The organism is Microvirga pudoricolor, assembly GCF_016892705.1.
Taxonomy (GTDB): Bacteria; Pseudomonadota; Alphaproteobacteria; order Rhizobiales; family Beijerinckiaceae; genus Microvirga; species Microvirga pudoricolor.
Map to the genome: position 1 here is coordinate 246,347 of NZ_JAFEMB010000006.1, position 18,209 is coordinate 264,555.

Consider the following 18,209-nt stretch of genomic DNA (forward strand, 5'->3'; position numbering starts at 1 on the left):
TCCCAAGAAGGTTGCGGGAGAACGTGACGTGGCGAGCGCGGTAAATGCGGCAGCGGCAGGAGAATTCATTCTCGACGACGTCGAACTCGTCACCGACACGCCCCTGCCCAAGGCCCCCGCCGATATCGAGCTCGACGGCGCGGCCCTGCGGCAGTTTCCGCAGCGCTTCGTGAACCGCGAGCTGTCCTGGCTTCAGTTCAACCGCCGGGTCCTGGAGGAGGCCTCCAACCGCAACCATCCGCTCCTGGAGCAGCTGCGCTTCCTGTCGATTTCGGCGAACAACCTCGACGAGTTCTTCATGGTCCGTGTGGCGGGTCTGCGCGGGCAGCTTCGCTCAGGCGTCGAGACGGTCTCCCAGGACGGCCTGACCCCACAGGAGCAGCTGTCCAAGATCGCGGCCGAGGTCTCGGGGCTGGCCTCCGACCAGCAGCGCCGCTGGCGCGAGCTGCGGGACGACCTCCAGGAGGAGGGCATCTTCCTCGTCGATGGGCCGGGGCTGGCGAAATCCGAGGCTTTGTGGCTCGAGGACTACTTCCTGAGCCACATCTTCCCGGTTCTGACGCCGCTTGCCATCGATCCGGCGCATCCCTTCCCATTCATTCCCAATCTCGGCTCGTCCATCGCCCTCAAACTCGCCCGCCAGAGCGACGGCAAGGTTCTGAACGCCCTGATCCGCCTGCCTTCCAAGGTGGACCGCTTCATCCGCCTACCGGACCTCGCCGAAACCGGAGCAACCCGCTTCATCGCACTGGAGCAGGTGATCGTGCTCTACACGGGCCGTCTCTTCCCGGGCTACAGCGTCCAGGGGCAGGGGGCCTTCCGGGTGATCCGCGATTCCGACCTCGAACTGGAGGAGGAGGCCGAGGACCTGGTGCGGGTGTTCGAATCCGCCCTCAAGCAGCGGCGCCGCGGCTCGGTGATCCGCCTGGAGGTCGAGGCCGCCATGCCGGAGGACCTGCGCCTCTTCGTGACGGAGGAATCCGAGATCGGCGGGGACGAGATGTTCGTGGTCGAGGGCATGCTGGGCCTCAACGACCTGTCCCAGCTCGTGGGCCTCGACCGGCCGGATTTGAAGTTCAAGCCCTACAACCCGCGCTTTCCCGAGCGGATCCGCGAGCATAGCGGCGATTGCTTCGCGGCGATCCGCCAGAAGGACATCCTGGTCCACCACCCCTATGAATCCTTCGATGCGGTGGTGCAGTTCCTGTCGCAGGCCGCCCGCGATCCTAACGTGGTGGCGATCAAGCAGACCCTTTACCGCACCTCCAACGACAGCCCCATCGTGGCAGCCCTGGCCGAAGCCGCCGAGGCTGGAAAGTCCGTGACGGCGCTCGTGGAATTGAAGGCCCGTTTCGACGAGGAAGCCAATATCCGCTGGGCCCGCAACCTGGAGCGGGCGGGCGCCCAGGTGGTCTTCGGCTTCATCGAGCTGAAAACCCACGCCAAGCTCTCCATGGTGGTCCGGCGCGAGGGCAGCCAGCTTATCACCTACTGCCATGTGGGAACGGGCAACTACCATCCGATCACGGCCCGCATCTACACGGACCTGTCCTATTTCACGGCCGATCCGGTCATCGGCCGGGACGTGTCGCGCATCTTCAATTTCGTCACGGGCTACGCCGAACCGGCCGAGCTGGAGCGCATGGCGGTCTCGCCCCTGAACCTGAAGAAGCGGCTCCTGCAGCACATCGCCGAGGAAGTCGCCCATGTGAAGGCGGGCCGGCCCGGCGCCATCTGGGGCAAGTGCAATTCCCTCGTGGACCAGCAGATCATCGACGCGCTCTACGACGCCAGCGCGGCGGGCGTGCAGGTGGACCTCGTGGTACGGGGCATCTGCTGCCTGCGGCCCGGCATCAAGGGCCTATCGGAGAACATCCGGGTCAAGTCCATCGTCGGGCGCTTCCTGGAACACACCCGCATCTACGCCTTCGGCAACGGCCAGGGCCTGCCCAACCCGAAAGCCCACGTCTACATCTCGTCCGCCGACCTGATGTCGCGCAATCTCGACCGTCGGGTGGAGGCCCTGCTGCCGATCCTGAACCCCACCGTGCACCAGCAGGTGCTCGATCAGATCATGCTGGCCAACTTTCTCGACAACGAACAGAGCTGGCAGGTGCTCCCGGACGGCAAGAGCCGCCGCGTCGCGCCCGCCGAGGGCGAGGAACCTTTCAACGCGCACAAGTATTTCATGACGAATCCGAGTCTGTCAGGCCGTGGAAAATCCCTCCGAACGTCAAGCCCCAAGGCGCTTCCCAAGCGGAGACAGCGCTGACATGCCGGTCAACCACGACGAGGCGCCGGGCCGCCTGAAGCTCGGCCGTCCGGTCGCGATCATCGATATCGGGTCGAATTCGGTCCGGCTCGTGGTCTATGAGGGTCACGCGCGCTCTCCCGCCGTCCTCTACAACGAGAAGGTCCTGTGCGGCCTGGGCCGGCAGGTGGCCACCACCGGCAGACTGGACGACGACGCGGTCGACCGGGCCCTGAGGGCGCTGGCCCGGTTCCGGGTGCTGTGCGACACGATGGGCGTCGCCGAGGTCTTCGTGCTCGCGACGGCGGCGGCCCGTGACGCCTCGAACGGTCCGGCCTTCCTCAAGGCGGCGGCCAAGGCCTGCGGCCGCAGGATCGAGCTCCTGTCGGGCGCCAAGGAGGCGGAATTGTCGGCCCTCGGCGTGGTGTCCGGCTTCTTTCGCCCGGACGGCATCGTCGGCGACATGGGCGGCGGCAGCCTCGAGCTCGTGGAGGTCATGGACCACACGGTCGGAGAAGGCATCACGATGCCGCTGGGCGGCCTTGCCCTGCAGGACGTGAGCGGCGGCTCCATCCGCCGCGCGGAACGCATCGTGCGCCAGGCGCTCGAAAAGGCGCCCGAGTACCTGGCCCATCTCCAGGGCCGCACGTTCTACGCGGTGGGCGGAACCTGGCGCGCCCTCGCCAAGCTGCATCAGGCCGCGCGAGGTTATCCGCTGCACGTGATGCACAACTACATCATCAGCCCCGACGACGGTCTCGACTTCCTGCATCTCGTCGAAGAGGCGGACGTCAAGTCGTTGAAGGACATCGAGAGTATTTCCGAGGCCCGCCGTCCGCTCCTGGCCTATGGCGCCATCGTGCTGGAGGAGATCATCCGTCTCGGCCAGCCGAAGGAAATCGCCATCTCGGCCTTCGGCGTGCGCGAGGGGCTGCTGTACGATCGGCTGCCCCCGGAAGCCCAGGCGCTCGACCCGCTGCTGGCCTCCGCGAACGACCTGAATTTTCTGCGGTCCCGCTCGCCCCGCCACGGCGAGGAACTGTGGGATTGGACCAACGCCTTCGTTCAGAGCCTGGGTCTGCCCGAGACCGAAACCGAGCACCGCCTGCGCCATGCGGCCTGCCTGCTCGCGGACATCGGCTGGCGCGCCCATCCGGATTATCGCGGCGAGCAGAGCCTGAACTTCATCGCGTTCGGGTCGTTCTCCGGGCTCGACCATGCCGGCCGCGCCTACCTGGCGCTCGCGGTCTTCTTCCGGCACGAGGGCCTGTCTCCGGACAAGGTGGGCTCTCGTATCAAGACCCTGGCGGGGCCCAAGCTCATGGAGCGCGCCCGCCTTCTCGCGGCCCTGATGCGGATCGCCTATCCGGTTTCCGTGGCCATGGAAGGCGTCCTGCCAAAGACGCCGCTTCTCGTGCGCGGCAAGAGCGTCGTCCTTCAGTTACCCAGCGAGATGGCCGATCTGGCCAACGAGCGCCTCGTGGGCCGCATGAAGGCGCTGGGCAAGCTGCTCAACCTGGAGCCCAAGATCGAGATCGGCTGAGCGGCTTCCAAGCCCGGGCGTTCCATCGTATGCCCGGACCTGGAGGAGCCATGACCCAGGACATCACCGCCACGTCGAGCCATGTCGTTTACGAGAACCGTTGGATGCGCGTCCGGGAGGACGGCATCCGCCGCCGCGACGGTTCGACGGGGATCTATGGCGTGGTGGAGAAAGCCGATTTCGCCGTGATCATGCCCGTGGAGGATGGCTTCACTTGGCTGGTGGAGCAGTATCGGTATCCGGTCGAGGGCCGGTACTGGGAGCTGCCGCAGGGCTCCTGGGAGGGCGCACCCGGCAAGGATCCGCTCGACCTGGCCCGCGCCGAGCTCTTGGAGGAAACGGGCCTCGCCGCCCGCGAGATGGTTCATGTGGGCCATCTGTTCGAGTGTTACGGCTATTCTACGCAAGGTTACGATATCTTCCTGGCCCGAGGCCTGGAGCTGGGCGCAGCCCAGCGGGAGGCGTCGGAGCAGGACATGGTCTGCCGCAGGTTCGCCTTGACGGAAGTCGAGGATATGATCCGCAACGGCACGATCAAGGACGCGACAACGGTCGCGGCTTTCGCGATGCTGAGATTGAAGGGGCTGATCTGAATAGACGATGCACGGTCCGATGCGATTTGAAACCGAACGCCTCATCCTGCGTCCGCCACAGACCGCCGATGCGCCATTGCTTTTCGATTTTCTCGGCGATCCCGAGATCATGCGTCACACATACCGGCGCGAATCGGTCGAGGATTGCCAGCGCTATCTCGTCGCTCATGAGAAGCAGAGAGCCCCGATCGGTTTTGCGCCCTGGACGGTCTTGAACAAGGCGGATGAACGCATCATCGGGTTCGGAGGCCTCTACGACGACCCGTTCGACCCCGGCTGGGGCCTGGAGGTCGCCTACTTCTTCGCCAGGGCGGCCTGGGGACAAGGCTTCGCATTGGAACTGACGCGCTTTTGCCTGGATCATGCCGGGGAGCGCGGCGTGGCCGAACTCTCGGCTTTTGCGCATGCGGACAATGCCGCATCGCGGCGCGTCCTGGAAAAGGCCGGTTTCGAGGAAAAGAGGTTTCTGCCGGAGATGGAGCGCTACCTGTATCGGTGGGCAGCCTGAGGCGCGTCATCGGTTACGAAGCCGCTGAAACCTGAAGCCCTATCGGGCTGCCGGCCCATGGGACCGCTCGTTCAGTCCACCGTCTCGGGCACGGGCCGCACGGCCACGCGGCCGCGATCCAGCACGAGGCCGAGTTGCCCGCCTTTGAGGGCCAGGGCCTTCTCGCCGAAAAGGGAACGCCGCCAGCCGTGCAGGGAGGGCACGTCGGCATTGTCGTTCTCGGCAATGGCCTCCAGCTCCTCGACGGTCGCGATGATCTTGGGCGCCACGCGCTCCTGCTCGGCCACGGCCTTGAGGAGAACCTTCAGCAGCTCCACCACCGCGCCGGTATTGCCCCGGCCACGGGACCGCTCCGGCATGGGCACGCTCGCCGGGTCGCGGGCAAGGCCGCGCTCGACGGCTTCCAGGATGTCCGCGCCCGTCCGGGACCGTTCGAAGCCGTTGGGGATCGAGCGCAGGCGCCCGAGAGCCTCGACGCTGCGCGGAGCCGAGACGGCCACGTCGATCACCGCGTCGTCCTTGAGGATGCGCCCCCGTGGCACGTCCCGGCTCTGCGCCTCGCGTTCGCGCCAGGAGGCGACCTCCATCAGAACGGCGATCTCGCGGGATTTGCGCAAGCGTCCGGACAGCCGCTTCCAGGCATTGTCGGGGTCGGCCTTGTAGGTTTCGGGAGAGGTCAGGACCGCCATCTCCTCGCCGAGCCATTCCAGGCGGCCATTGCCCTGAAGCTGTGCCATCAGCGCCTCATAGACCTTCACGAGGTGCGTGACGTCGGAGAGGGCGTAGGTGAGCTGGGCATCCGAGAGCGGCCTGCGCGACCAGTCCGTGAACCGTGAGGACTTGTCGACCTTAGCCTTGGCGAGGTCGTTGACGAGCTGTTCGTACGAGACCGAGTCGCCATAGCCGCAGACCATGGCGGCCACCTGCGTATCGAAGAGCGGAGCGGGCACGATGCCGCCCAGGTTCCAGATGATTTCGAGGTCCTGCCGGGCGGAGTGAAAGACCTTGATGGTTCCGGGATCCGCCATCAGCGCCATGAAGGGCTCCAGGCTCAACTCCTCGGCCAGAGGATCGATCAGGTAGGAATCGGCCGGGTCCGGGCCCGCCATCTGGATCAGGCAGAGCTTCGGGTAATAGGTCGTCTCGCGCAGGAATTCCGTATCGACGGTAACGAACGGCTGGGAGGCGAGGCGGGCGCAAGCCTGGGCGAGGCCCTCGGTCGTGGTGATCAAATCCATGCTAGGGGTTTTAGAGCATTTACCGACAAGGTGGGAACCGGTCGCAGCCGGGAAAATGCGGCATCCAAAGGATTTTCCGCATTTTTGAACGCCACGGAACCGATGCGGCACGTATCAGGCGGCGTTTCGGGCCTGCTGGTCTCGCGCCGCCTTGGCGGCGAGCTTGCGGCGTTCCTTGGCCTGCTGCTCGGCCCGCTTGATGAGCCAATCGACGATGTTGCGGTCGATCACACGCCCGGTCTCGGCGTCGATGATCCGCTCGATCCGGTCGCCCCGGAAGCCGCGATAGCCGTCATCGGCCATGTCGATGCCGCCCAGAAGGGTCTTGCCGGGGCCGACCTTCAGCTCCCGAACGATGATCCAGCGCCGGCTCGGGTTGCCGGACTGATCGATATAGTGAAGCTCCAGCGCCCCCTCCATCGGATAGACGCGCCAATGGCCCTCGATCCTCTCCTCGACGGGAGCGTTCGTGGCCCGCTTCATGAGGTTGGTGGCAGTGTTCATTTCCATAGGAAGAATATGGGAGTTCTGCCTTTGTTCCGCAAGGGAATTGGGCTCCAAACGAACGGAATTTTCCTTTGTTTCAGCGGATTTTAAGCCCTAACGCCGCCATCAGGTCGCTGTCTGCATTCGCAGGGTCGCCGCAGCGCCTCCGGCGGCCAAATCAGCCAAATCGGCTATGAAGGACCGGATGGCGGATGCGACCTCGCCCGGCTTGGCTTCCAGGAGCATGTGGGGGCCGTCGAGGCTTACGATCCGGCAATCCGGACGGGCCTTCCGGAAGACCCGGGTCTGCCAGGGCCACACGATCCGGTCCTTTCGACCGTGGACGACCAGCATTGGCACCGGCAAGCGCGTCAGCAGGTCCCTGACGTCCACCGCCAGCGCGAGCCTGATCCGGTGCTTCAGGAGAGGCTCGGGCGCCTGCCGGAGCGACTCGGCGAGCTTGTCCCGCAGGCTCAGCGTTTCGTCCTTCCCCTTCATGGCCCATGAGATCAGCCGCATGGGCAGGTGCCGGAACGGGACCGCGAGCAGGGCGCGGACCAGCGCTCTTGGGGCGTGAAGCCTGGCGAAGGTCGACAGAAACACCGTTCCGACCACCACGTCGGGCCGGCGCTCCGCGATCATGGCCACGAGCGGTCCGCTGAAGGATTCGCCGACGAGCAGAACCGGGCGGTCGGGCAGGGTGGACGCATAGGCCTCGGCCAAGGTCCGGTAATCGTGGTCCAGGGCGTTCGGGAGCGGGACCGCGCGGACGGCGAAATGGGGCTCGAGCGCGCCGACCAAGCCTCTCCGGAGGCTCGGCTGGCCGTCAAGGCCGGGGAAAATCAGGATTTCTGGCGCGGGGAGCAGCATCGTCCGACGGTCTGGGTCACGGTTCCGGCTAAGTAAACCGTATTGCGCCCGTGCGTTCCAGCGGAATTCAGTCGCAGCGCCTTGACTTCGCCCGGCTCGCATGAATGGTGCGCGAAACACATTCACCCAGGCATTTCAGGCTTCTTTTCATGTCCGCCCCGTCCCAGACCCTGCATCGCTACCGTTCCCACACCTGCGGCGCGCTCCGTGAGAGCGATGTCGGGGGCGTGACCCGCCTGTCCGGCTGGTGCCACCGGATCCGCGACCATGGCGGCGTGCTGTTCATCGACCTGCGCGACCATTACGGCATGACGCAATGCGTGGTGGACCCGGATTCGCCGGCTTTCAAGCTCGCCGAGACCGCCCGGTCGGAGTGGGTGATCCGGATCGACGGCAAGGTGCGCAAGCGCCCCGCCGGCACCGAGAACGCCGAGCTGCCCACCGGCACGGTGGAGGTCTACATCACCGACATGGAAGTCCTGGGGCCCGCGGACGAGCTGCCGATGCCGGTCTTCGGCGACCAGGACTACCCGGAAGAGACCCGCCTCAAGTACCGCTACCTGGACCTGCGCCGGGAGAAGCTGCACGCCAACATCATGAAGCGCGGCGCGATCGTCGACTCGCTGCGCACCCGCATGAAGCAGACCGGCTTCTTCGAGTTCACGACCCCGATCCTGACGGCCTCGTCGCCGGAGGGCGCCCGCGACTTCCTGGTGCCGTCCCGCATCCATCCCGGCCAGTTCTACGCCCTGCCGCAGGCCCCGCAGCAGTTCAAGCAGCTGATCATGATCTCCGGCTTCGACCGGTACTTCCAGATCGCCCCCTGCTTCCGGGACGAGGACCCCCGCGCCGATCGCCTGCCGGGCGAGTTCTACCAGCTCGACGTGGAGATGAGCTTCGTCACCCAGGAGGACGTGTTCCAGGCTATGGAGCCGGTGATCCGCGACACCTTCAAGGAATTCGCGGACGGCAAGCCCGTGACGGACGTGTTCCCGCGCATCCCGTATTTCGAGTCGATGCTGAAATATGGCTCCGACAAGCCCGACCTGCGCAACCCGCTCGTGATCGCCGACGTGTCCGAGGTGTTCGAGCGCGAGGACGTGACCTTCAACGCGTTCAAGAACGTGGTGAAGGGCGGCGGCGTCGTGCGCGCCATTCCTGCGACCGGCGCAGCCTCCCAGCCGCGCTCCTTCTTCGACAAGTTGAACGAATGGGCCCGCTCGGAAGGAGCCCCCGGCCTCGGCTACATCGTGTTCGAGGACGAGGGCGGAACGATCACGGGCAAGGGCCCCATCGCCAAGTTCATCCCGGAGGCCGCGCAGGCGGTGATCCGCGAGAAGGCCGGCATCAAGGCGGGCGACGCGGTGTTCTTCTCGGCCGGCAACGAAGACAAGGCGGCGTCTCTCGCCGGCAAGGCGCGCGTTCGCATTGGCGATGAGTTGGCCTTAAGCGACAAGGACCAGTTCGCCTTCTGCTGGATCGTGGACTTCCCGCAATACGAATGGAACGAGGACGAGAAGAAGATCGACTTCTCCCACAACCCGTTCTCCATGGGCAACATGGACCATGACGCGTTCATGGCGCTGGACCCGTCGGACAAGGACACGATCCTGAAGATGACGGCCTTCCAGTACGACATGGTCTGCAACGGCTACGAGATGGCCTCGGGCTCGATCCGCAACCACCGCCCCGACCGGATGGTGAAGGCGTTCGAGATCGCCGGATACGGCGAGCAGGAGGTCATGGACCGCTTCGGCGGCATGTACCGGGCGTTCCAGTACGGCGCTCCGCCCCACGGCGGCATGGCGGCGGGCGTGGACCGCATCGTCATGCTGCTCTGCGGCGCCCAGAACCTGCGCGAGATTACGATCTTCCCGATGAACCAGAGGGCCGAAGACCTGCTGCTCGGCGCCCCCTCCGAGGCGACCGCGAAGCAACTGCGCGAGCTTCACATCCGGACGAACCTGCCGGAGAAATGAGCGGCGCGTCCGTCACCGCCATCGTCGTGGCCTTCGACAGCGCCCACGCGCTGCCGGAGTGTCTGGCCGCGCTGCGGCGCGAGGGCGTGAGCGCGATCGTGGTCGACAACGCCTCGACGGACGACACCACGCGAATCGCCGAGGGGCAGGGCGCGGCGGTCATCCGCAACCCCCGCAACGAAGGCTACGGCCGGGCCAACAATATCGGCGCGCGGGCGGCCTCGACCGAGTTCGTCCTGATCGTCAACCCCGACTGCACGATGGGGGAGGGCGCGGTGGCGGCGCTGGTCGATGCGGCGCGGCTTTATCCCGATGCGGGCCTGTTCGCGCCCCAGATCGTCGAGCCCTCGGGACGCGTATTCTTCCAGCCCCGCTCGCTCCTCTCACCCTACCTGCACAACCCGTCCGGCCGTCTCGTCATTCCGGACGGGGATGCTTGCGTACCGTTCCTGTCGGGAGCGTGCTTTCTGGTGCGCCGCGACCTTTTTGCGAGGATCGGCGGCTTCGACGAAAACATCTTCCTGTTCTACGAGGACGACGACCTCTGCCGCCGGGTGGCGGATTCCGGGTCGGCCCTCGTCTACGTGCCGGGGGCCACCGTCCGGCACGGGCGCGGCCGGTCGAGCGAGCCGAAGCCGGGGCGGGTGTTCAAAGCCCGCTGGCATCAGGCCTGGTCACGGGCCTATGTGAGCCGCAAATACGGGCTGCCGAAACCGGCGCCGGGCATGTTCGCCGTCAACGCGTTCAAGACGGTGCTGGCGAGCCTGACCCTCCGGCGCTCTCTGGTGGAGCGCTATGGCGGATCGGCCGCCGGCGCGCTCGCCTTCCTGCGCGGGCGCTCGGCGCTGGCCACCGAGCGTCTCGAAGGAGAGGCCGCATGACGAAGGAATTGTCCGGCCCCACCGTCGCGGAGGCCATGGCCCAGGACGCCAACAATTTCACCCTGGTGCGCCTCGGGCTGGCGCTCGCCGTGGTCCTGTCCCATGCCTTCAGCGTCACCAGCGGATCGCTGATCGACGAGCCCCTAACGGCATCGACCGGGTTCACCCTCGGCGAGCATGCCGTGAACGGGTTCTTCGCCATCTCGGGCTTCCTCGTCACCATGAGCTTCGACCGGCGCGGCTGGCGCGATTATGTGATCGCCCGGACCCTGCGCATCGCGCCGGGGCTCATCGTGGCGGTGCTGGCGGTCGGTCTCGTGCTCGGACCGTTGATGAGTCGTCTGCCCTTGGGCGAATATCTCGCGAGCGCGGAGTTGTGGCGCTTCATCACGGCCACGCTCACAACCTTCAAGAGCAACACGGTCTTGCCCGGGGTCTTCGAGGCCAATCCGTTCCGCTTCCCCATGGGAACGGTCTGGACCCTCAAATACGAGGTCTTGTGCTACGCGGGCGTGCTCGTGGCGGGGTTGGCCGGGCTGCTGCGATGGCGGATGGCGGGTCTGGTCCTCGTGGCGGCGTTGGCCCTCGGCCTGCTCGGCCTCGATGCCCTCAATCCCGAGCCGCCCAAGGGCATCGAAACGGCCCTGCGTCTGCCCCTGATCTTCGCCTGCGGAGCCGCGCTCTACCTCTGGCGGGACAGCGTGCGCCTGTCGCTGTTCGCAGCTTTCTTGGCCGTGATGGGGGCGATGTTCCTGAAGGAGACGTTTCTCTACAAGACGGCCCTGTTCATGGCGTCGTCCTATGCGATCCTGTGGCTGTGCCTCGTGCCGGTGCGGTACGCCGTCGAGCCGGGGGCCGACCTGTCCTATGGGACCTATCTCTACGGCTGGCCGGTGCAGCAGGCTCTGCATGCGCTGTTCCCGACCGCCGCCGCCCTGACGCTGCTGGCGCCCTCGCTGGCGATCACCTTGGGCGTGGCGGCGCTGTCCTGGTTCGGGATCGAGAAGCCGGCGCTTCGCCTCAAGGCGAGGGCGCTCGGCCTGCGCACCCTCAAGACGATCGAGCCCGCAGGGCCCTGACGGCCTCGATCAGCTCTCCGGTCCGGCCGCTCTGCAGGAGCGGGATCAGCCCGGCCACCTGCTCCGGCGAGAGGTCCCACCAGGCCGTCTCCAGAAGCGCCGCCACGGTAGCGTCGTCGAAGCGATGGCGGATCACCCGCGCGGGGTTGCCGCCCACGATGGCGTAGGGCGGAACGTCTTTCGTCACCAGCGCGCCCGCCGCCACGACGGCGCCATGGCCGATGGTGACCCCCGACAGGATTATCGCTCCCGATCCGAGCCAGACGTCGCTGCCGATGGTCACGTCGCCCCGTGACGTATGGTAATCCTGCGTCTCAGGCGCGGTCGGCCACAGGCCGCGCAGGGCTGAGAACGGGTAGGTCGTGACCCAATCGGTGCGGTGGTTGCCGCCGAGCAGGATCTCGACCTTGTCGGCGATGGAGCAGTAGCGCCCGATGGTGAGCATCCGCCCGGCCTCCGGAAACCGCACCTTGGGACGTCCATAGCTGAAGGCGCCGATGTCGTAGCCGTACCGGCCCACCAGCTTTTCCAGGTGCAACCGCGTCTCGTTGTGCGGGTTGCGCCAGTTCTTGAGGCGATGGCGCAGGCTCATGGGGCAAACTCCCGCAGGGGAAGGGGCTTTCCGGGATAGGAGCCGTGCGGATTGAAGCGTTGACGGCGGGCCCTTCCGGCGCGCAAAAGGGCGCTCGACAGAACAACGGCCGCGGGCAACAGGGGAGCGTCGGGGATGGCTGACAACATCTCGCAGGATCTGAAACAGGGTGCGCTCTTCTATCACCGCAACCCGCGCCCCGGAAAGCTCGAGATCCAGCCGACCAAGCCCCTCGGCAACCAGCGCGACCTGGCGCTCGCCTATTCGCCCGGCGTGGCCGCCCCCTGCGAGGCGATCGCGGCGGATCCGGCCGAAGCCGCCAACCTGACCTCGCGCCAGAACCTCGTGGCGGTGATCTCGAACGGGACGGCCGTGCTCGGCCTCGGCGACATCGGCCCGCTGGCCTCCAAGCCCGTCATGGAGGGCAAGGCGGTCCTGTTCAAGAAATTCTCCGGCATCGACGTGTTCGACATCGAGGTGGCCGAGAAGAATGTCGACAAGCTCGTGGAGGTCATCGCGGCCCTCGAGCCCACCTTCGGGGGCATCAATCTCGAGGACATCAAGGCCCCGGAATGCTTCGAGGTCGAGGAGCGGCTGAAGGCCCGCATGGGCATCCCGGTTTTTCACGACGACCAGCACGGCACCGCCATCATCGTGGGCGCGGCCGTCACCAATGCCCTGGAACTCGCCGGAAAGCGGATCGAGGACGTCAAGATCGTCACCTCCGGGGCGGGCGCGGCGGCCCTGGCCTGCCTCAACCTGCTGGTGTCGCTCGGCGCCCGGCGCGAGAACATCTGGGTCACGGATATCGAGGGCGTCGTCCATGACGGCCGCAACGAGCTCATGGACCGCTGGAAGTCGGTCTATGCCCAGAAGACCGATGCGCGAACGCTGGCCGACGTCATCCCCAACGCCGACGTGTTCCTCGGCCTCTCGGCGGGCGGCGTGCTCAAGCCGGAGCTTCTCGCCCAGATGGCCCCGGAACCGCTGATCCTGGCGCTCGCCAATCCCTATCCGGAGATCATGCCGGACCTGGCCGAGAAGGCCCGTCCGGACGCCATGATCTGCACGGGCCGCTCGGACTTCCCGAACCAGGTCAACAACGTCCTGTGCTTTCCCTACATCTTCCGGGGCGCCCTCGACGTGGGCGCGACCACCATCAACGAGGAGATGAAGGCCGCGGCCGTGAAAGCCATCGCGGGGCTTGCCCGCGAGGCTCCCTCCGAGGTGGTGGCGCGGGCCTATGGCGGCGAGGCGCATCCGTTCGGGCGCAAGTCGCTGATCCCGAGCCCCTTCGATCCGCGCCTGATCCTGCGCATCGCACCCGCGGTCGCCCAGGCCGCGATGGATTCGGGTGTCGCGACCCGGCCCCTGGAGGACATGGAGGCCTATACGGATTCGCTCGGCCGTTTCGTGTTCCGGTCCGGCTTCATTATGAAGCCGCTCTTCTCCAAGGCGAAGGCCAATCCGAAGCGCGTCATCTATGCCGAGGGCGAGGACGAGCGGGTGCTGCGCGCCGTCCAGGTGGTGGTCGAGGAAGGCATCGCCCGTCCCATCCTCATCGGCCGCCCCAATGTGGTGGACACCCGCATCAAGCGTTTCGGCTTGTCCATGGAAGCGGGCCGTCATTTCGACCTCATCAACCCGGAGGACGATCCGCGCTACCGCGACTACGTGGCGACCTACGTGGACGTGGCAGGACGCAAGGGCATCACGCCCGATCTCGCCAAGACGCTGGTGCGCACCAACACGACGGTGATCGGCGCCCTGGCCGTGCGGCGAGGCGATGCGGACGCGCTGATCTGCGGCCTCGAGGGGCGCTTCCAGTCCCGGCTCAAGCATATCGGCGACATCATCGGCCTGGCGCCGGGCGTGCGGGAGATGGCGGCCCTGTCCCTCGTCATCACGTCGAAGGGCGCCTACTTCCTGGCCGACACCCATGTGCAGCCGGATCCGAGCGCCGAGCAGATTGCCGAGATGACGGTCGCCTGCGCCAGCCACGTGCGCCGCTTCGGCATCACGCCGAAGATCGCCCTCCTGTCCCACGCGGATTTCGGCGCGGCCGACACCCGTTCGGCGATCAAGATGCGGGCGGCCCTCGCCCTGATCCGCGAACGCGCGCCGGACCTGGAGGCCGACGGCGAGATGCAGGCCGATGCGGCCCTGTCCGAGATGATCCGCGAGCGGGTCTATCCGGGCTCGACCCTGAAGGGCGAGGCGAACGTGCTCATCATGCCGAACCTGGACGCCGCCAACATCGCCTTCCAGTTCACGAAGATCCTAGCCGACTCGCTGCCCGTCGGCCCGATCCTCATCGGGCCGTCGAAGCCGGCCCATATCCTGACGCCCTCCGTGACGGCGCGCGGCATCGTCAACATCACCGCCGTGGCCGTGGTGGAGGCGCAGGCGGCCGAGCAGGATCCGACGCTGTTTTGAGGAAGGCACAACATGCCCTCCTCCCCCTTGTGGGGAGGAGTTGGAGGTGGGGGTGTAGGCGCCAACCTTGCTAGGTTCGATGCTCACACCCCCACCCTAGCCCTCCCCACAAGGGGGAGGGGACGCCGTCGCGTCTCCGTTTATCTCACTCGTTCTTCGCCGTCACGTCGATCAGCTTGATGATCTCGCCCGGTTCCGGCTGCGCGGCGAAATCCGCCACGCCCACGCCCGCCGGATCCTTCGACGTGGCCTGCAAGGTGATCCGTCCCGGTTTCGCGATGAACTTCGAGACCGCCTGGCCGATGGTCCGGGCCCCGTCCGAATTGCCGATCATGGACGGGATCAGGAAGGCCGCAGCCGTGCCGTAGGTGCGGCGCAGGGTTTCGGGCTTGGTGCGCTGGTCCTGGGCGGCCTTGGCGAGGTAGCGGTCGAACAGGCCCTTGTTCTCCAGCGTCACGTCGAGAGACTTCACCGTGGCGGCCATCAGCGCCACGCTCGCCACCGCCGTATCCGGGTTGAACACGTCCTTCGACACGTTGCCGAGCGTGCCCTTGATGGCGACATCGCCCATGTCCTTGCCCTGGAACGAGAGTTCCGAGACGTCGAGGCTGTTGGAGGCGGCGTTCCACCGGGTCGAGACCAGGAAGGAGACGTCGAGGCTGGTATAACCCCAGTCGATCAGCGTCTTGACGCCCTCTTCCTCGCTGCTCGCGGGCAGGGCCATCACATAGTTCTGGAGGCCGAGGCGGAAGTTGGTCGCGAGCCCGTCGACGGGCTGGTCGGCGGTCAGCTCGAAGGACTTGAGCGAGGCCTTGATGCGCTCGGGCGTGGGGCTCTTGTCCTCGGCGTTGGGGACGTCAATGGAGAACCCCGACATCTTCGTGGTTCCGAGCACCGGAATGAGGGATCGCATCTGCTCCGGCGAGAGGGATTTCATGGATTTGCCGCGCAGGGCGCGCAGGCCATCGAGGGTCGGCCGCAGGGAGAAGCCGGTCACGCTCACGGAATCGATCTTGACGCCGCCGTCACCCGTTCCGGCCTGGAGGCCCTCGATGACGGTTTGGGACGGCTGCCCGTCCCGTGCGCTCGCATAGCTCATCCTGGCGATTCGGCTCGACGTGGCCTTTCCGGTCTGCGCCGCGGGATTCGACACGTCGATGCCGGTCGCTTCCAGGGCGCCGAAATCCATGGCGTCGATCATGTCCGTGACGGCCGTGATCAGGCGCGTTTCGTCCTCCGTCGAAAGTTTGTCGGTCTCCGACAGGGCGAAGAGCATCGAGATGGTGCCGCTCCAGGAATCCTGGGTCGGCCGGGCGCGGAAATCCGAGCCGGTGATGCGCTCGATCCGGATCGTGGCGCCGTTCGCCTCCGACACCGTCGAGTTTTCGATGACGAAGCTGCCGTAGATCTTCGTCAGGGGTTCCGGCTGCTGCCCGCCGCGGTCGAGATAGAGGTGAGCCAGTGCCGCGAGGTCGATGTCGCTGATCGTAGAGCGGCCCTGGGTGGTGGTGCTCTTTCCCTTCGGGGTGGTCATCTCCTGGGCCGTCGTCTCGGCCGTCAAGGTCGTGACCCTCCCGCTCTGGACCGCGTCGGCGGTTACGTTGCGGTAGGTGGTGCGCTGGGTGAGGGGACCCATGGTCTGGTCGGCCACGATCTCCGGGATGACGATCTGCCGGGCGCTGATGCGGCCGAGGCGGTCCGCGAGAGGCTGTGCCGACCCGGCGCCGAAGATGGCCTCGATCTCGGCGCGGGGCGTCGTGACCCCCGCAAAGTCGATGCGCTTCATCCGATAGGTGGCGGAGCCGGCCTGCAGGGTGACGTTCTCAAGGCTGAACGTATCGGCCGATTGGGCCAGCGCGGCGTTCCACAGGGAGGTGCGCACCGCTCCCACGGACAGGCTTGCGCCGCCCGAGTGCACGGCGAGGTCGCGAAGCACGGCGGGTTCGAAGGAAAGCGTGGCCGTGCCTGCGAGCAGCGCGATGGCTCCGATGCCGGAGCGGAACAGCAGCCTCATGGTCTTTCCTCGGTGCAGAGTGGTGCGTGTAACCCTAATCCACTTTCGGCGCGGTGGCGTGCCGGAAAGACCTGCCGGGCGCTTTTACAGGGAGAATGATGTTCCGCAGCCACAGGCCGCCGTCGCCAGCGGGTTCTCGATCTTGAAGGATTGGCCCATCAGGTCGTCCACGAAGTCGATCACGGCTCCGTCCATGTACTGGACCGAAACCTCGTCAATCAGCACGGAGGCCCCGTCCTTCTCGATGCGAAGGTCTTCGTCCTGCTGGGTTTTCTCGACGTCGAACGCGTATTGGAATCCCGAGCATCCGCCGCCGTTGACGCTGATTCTCAGCATCGACCCCTCGGCTTCGGACGTCATGATCTCGTTGATGCGACGGGCGGCGCGTTCGGTCAGGATAATCGTGGACATGCGTGGATCCGGCCTTGGACAAGCTCTATCTCCAAGGTAATGCCGCAAGGACGCGGCTTCAACCCGAGGAACAGGCGTGCGGCCCTTTGGCGAGAGATGGCGAGCCCCCTATGCCTGCGACCCCTGGGCGAGCCGGGGACGGCTCTACCCCGAGGCGGTGTCGCCGACCCGCAGCGAATTTCAGCGCGACCGGGACCGGATCATCCATTCCTCGGCCTTCCGGCGCCTGAAGCACAAGACGCAGGTTTTCGTCTACCACGAGGGCGATCACTTCAGGACCCGGCTGACCCACACCATCGAGGTGAGCCAGATCGCCCGCGCCCTGGCCCGGTCCCTCGGTCTCGACGAGGATCTCGCGGAGGCGCTGGCCCTGTCCCACGACCTCGGCCACACGCCCTTCGGCCATACCGGAGAGGACGCGCTGGACGATTGCATGAGGGCCTATGGGGGGTTCGATCACAACGCCCAGGCGCTGCGGATCGTCACCCGCCTCGAGACCCGCTACGCCGCCTATGACGGCCTCAACCTCGCCTGGGAGACCCTCGAGGGGCTGGTCAAGCACAACGGGCCGCTCCTGGACCGGGAGGGGCGGCCCACCCTGCGCTATGCCGAGCGGGGCATCCCGCTGGCGATCTTCGAGTATAATGCCGTCCAGGACCTGGGCCTGGACACTCATGCGAGCGGCGAGGCCCAGGCGGCCGCCATCGCGGACGACATCGCCTACGACGCCCACGATATCGACGACGGGCTTCGGGCCGGGCTCTTCACTATCGAGGAACTGCGGCAGGTGCCGTTCCTGAACGCGCTGCTGGACGAGATCGACGGGTTGTATCCGGGCCTCGAGTTGTCCCGGCGCATCCACGAGCTGACCCGCCGGGTCATCACCCGTTTCGTGGAGGATGTGGTGGCCGAAGGCGAGCGGCGGCTCGCCGCCGCGAGTCCGGCCAGCGCGGACGCCGTCCGGAATGCTCCGGACGCGATGGTGTGCTTTTCCGACGCCATGCGGGAGGCGGACGCGTCGGTCAAGCGGTTCCTCTACCCGCACATGTACCGGCACCCGAAGGTGATGGCGGTGCGGCGCCAGGCGGACGCGATCCTGCGGGACCTGTTCCGGCGCTTCACCGGCGACCCCCGCTCCATGCCCCTGGAATGGCAGTCGGGGCTGGAAACCCTCGACGAGGCGCGGTTGGCGCGGCGCGTGGCGGATTACATCGCCGGCATGACCGACCGCTACGCCCAGCAGGAGCACCGCCGCCTGTTTGACGTAACCCCCGACCTGCGCTAGGCGCAGCCAGCTTTCGAGCGCCGCCCCGGCGGGCGGGGTCCAG

15 protein-coding genes are annotated in these 18,209 nt (G+C 66.5%); 9 read left to right on the forward strand and 6 right to left on the reverse strand.

Features of this window, described 5'->3' with window-relative positions; translation table 11 throughout:
- Positions 1 to 103 precede the first annotated feature (103 nt).
- From ILT42_RS19020 to ILT42_RS19035, 4 genes are read left to right on the forward strand one after another with little or no spacing between them, the layout of a single operon-like run.
- Positions 104 to 2,272, forward strand: a complete 2,169-nt coding sequence (locus ILT42_RS19020; RefSeq protein ID WP_229428780.1) for an RNA degradosome polyphosphate kinase — start codon at positions 104 to 106, stop codon at positions 2,270 to 2,272.
- Position 2,273: 1 nt separating this feature from the next.
- Positions 2,274 to 3,794: an exopolyphosphatase gene (ppx, locus tag ILT42_RS19025; protein ID WP_204217459.1), complete on the forward strand. Its 1,521-nt coding sequence runs from the start codon at positions 2,274 to 2,276 to the stop codon at positions 3,792 to 3,794.
- A gap of 50 nt (positions 3,795 to 3,844) precedes the next feature.
- Positions 3,845 to 4,387, forward strand: coding sequence for an NUDIX domain-containing protein (locus ILT42_RS19030; protein WP_204217461.1), 543 nt, complete (start codon positions 3,845 to 3,847; stop codon positions 4,385 to 4,387).
- A 19-nt stretch (positions 4,388 to 4,406) separates the two neighbouring features.
- On the forward strand, positions 4,407 to 4,895 hold the full coding sequence (locus ILT42_RS19035) for a GNAT family N-acetyltransferase (protein ID WP_204217463.1): 489 nt from the start codon (positions 4,407 to 4,409) through the stop codon (positions 4,893 to 4,895).
- Between the two features lie 71 nt (positions 4,896 to 4,966).
- Here the strand turns inward: ILT42_RS19035 and rnd are convergent, their stop codons facing one another.
- The 3 genes from rnd to ILT42_RS19050 all read right to left on the reverse strand — a co-directional run bounded on the left by rnd (position 4,967) and on the right by ILT42_RS19050 (position 7,420).
- Positions 4,967 to 6,133, reverse strand: a complete 1,167-nt coding sequence (rnd, locus tag ILT42_RS19040; protein WP_204217465.1) for a ribonuclease D — start codon at positions 6,131 to 6,133, stop codon at positions 4,967 to 4,969.
- Between the two features lie 114 nt (positions 6,134 to 6,247).
- On the reverse strand, positions 6,248 to 6,643 hold the full coding sequence (locus ILT42_RS19045; protein WP_204217467.1) for a hypothetical protein: 396 nt from the start codon (positions 6,641 to 6,643) through the stop codon (positions 6,248 to 6,250).
- A 102-nt stretch (positions 6,644 to 6,745) separates the two neighbouring features.
- The gene (locus tag ILT42_RS19050) at positions 6,746 to 7,420 is read right to left on the reverse strand and encodes an alpha/beta fold hydrolase (protein ID WP_204217468.1); all 675 of its coding nucleotides are present in this window, start codon (positions 7,418 to 7,420) and stop codon (positions 6,746 to 6,748) included.
- A gap of 239 nt (positions 7,421 to 7,659) precedes the next feature.
- Between ILT42_RS19050 and aspS the strand changes: the two genes are divergently transcribed.
- Genes aspS through ILT42_RS19065 form a run of 3 tightly spaced genes read left to right on the forward strand, consistent with a single transcriptional unit; the run spans position 7,660 to position 11,428 of the window.
- The gene (gene aspS, locus ILT42_RS19055) at positions 7,660 to 9,468 is read left to right on the forward strand and encodes an aspartate--tRNA ligase (RefSeq protein WP_204217513.1); all 1,809 of its coding nucleotides are present in this window, start codon (positions 7,660 to 7,662) and stop codon (positions 9,466 to 9,468) included.
- Positions 9,465 to 10,349: a glycosyltransferase family 2 protein gene (locus tag ILT42_RS19060; protein ID WP_204217469.1), complete on the forward strand. Its 885-nt coding sequence runs from the start codon at positions 9,465 to 9,467 to the stop codon at positions 10,347 to 10,349. Before aspS ends, ILT42_RS19060 begins: the two co-directional genes overlap by 4 nt.
- Positions 10,346 to 11,428 (forward strand): acyltransferase family protein, encoded by a 1,083-nt coding sequence (locus tag ILT42_RS19065; protein ID WP_204217470.1) that lies wholly within the window; start codon positions 10,346 to 10,348, stop codon positions 11,426 to 11,428. The genes ILT42_RS19060 and ILT42_RS19065 overlap by 4 nt, the downstream gene beginning before the upstream one ends.
- Here the strand turns inward: ILT42_RS19065 and ILT42_RS19070 are convergent.
- Positions 11,400 to 12,020, reverse strand: coding sequence for a CatB-related O-acetyltransferase (locus tag ILT42_RS19070; RefSeq protein WP_204217471.1), 621 nt, complete (start codon positions 12,018 to 12,020; stop codon positions 11,400 to 11,402). The two genes, ILT42_RS19065 and ILT42_RS19070, sit on opposite strands and share 29 nt — an antisense overlap.
- Positions 12,021 to 12,155: 135 nt before the next feature.
- On the opposite strand from ILT42_RS19070, the gene ILT42_RS19075 reads away from it, so the two are divergent.
- Entirely contained in the window at positions 12,156 to 14,456 is a 2,301-nt protein-coding gene (locus ILT42_RS19075; RefSeq protein WP_229428757.1) for an NADP-dependent malic enzyme, read from the forward strand.
- 145 nt (positions 14,457 to 14,601) lie between these two features.
- Here ILT42_RS19075 and ILT42_RS19080 read toward each other — a convergent pair whose 3' ends face one another.
- Together ILT42_RS19080 and erpA are read right to left on the reverse strand one after the other, a co-directional pair.
- The gene (locus tag ILT42_RS19080; protein ID WP_204217472.1) at positions 14,602 to 16,470 is read right to left on the reverse strand and encodes a hypothetical protein; all 1,869 of its coding nucleotides are present in this window, start codon (positions 16,468 to 16,470) and stop codon (positions 14,602 to 14,604) included.
- A gap of 84 nt (positions 16,471 to 16,554) precedes the next feature.
- The gene (gene erpA / locus ILT42_RS19085; RefSeq protein WP_204217473.1) at positions 16,555 to 16,881 is read right to left on the reverse strand and encodes an iron-sulfur cluster insertion protein ErpA; all 327 of its coding nucleotides are present in this window, start codon (positions 16,879 to 16,881) and stop codon (positions 16,555 to 16,557) included.
- 76 nt (positions 16,882 to 16,957) lie between these two features.
- Here erpA and ILT42_RS19090 point away from each other — a divergent pair, with 76 nt between their 5' ends.
- Positions 16,958 to 18,166 (forward strand): deoxyguanosinetriphosphate triphosphohydrolase, encoded by a 1,209-nt coding sequence (locus ILT42_RS19090; RefSeq protein ID WP_204217474.1) that lies wholly within the window; start codon positions 16,958 to 16,960, stop codon positions 18,164 to 18,166.
- Positions 18,167 to 18,209 lie beyond the last annotated feature (43 nt).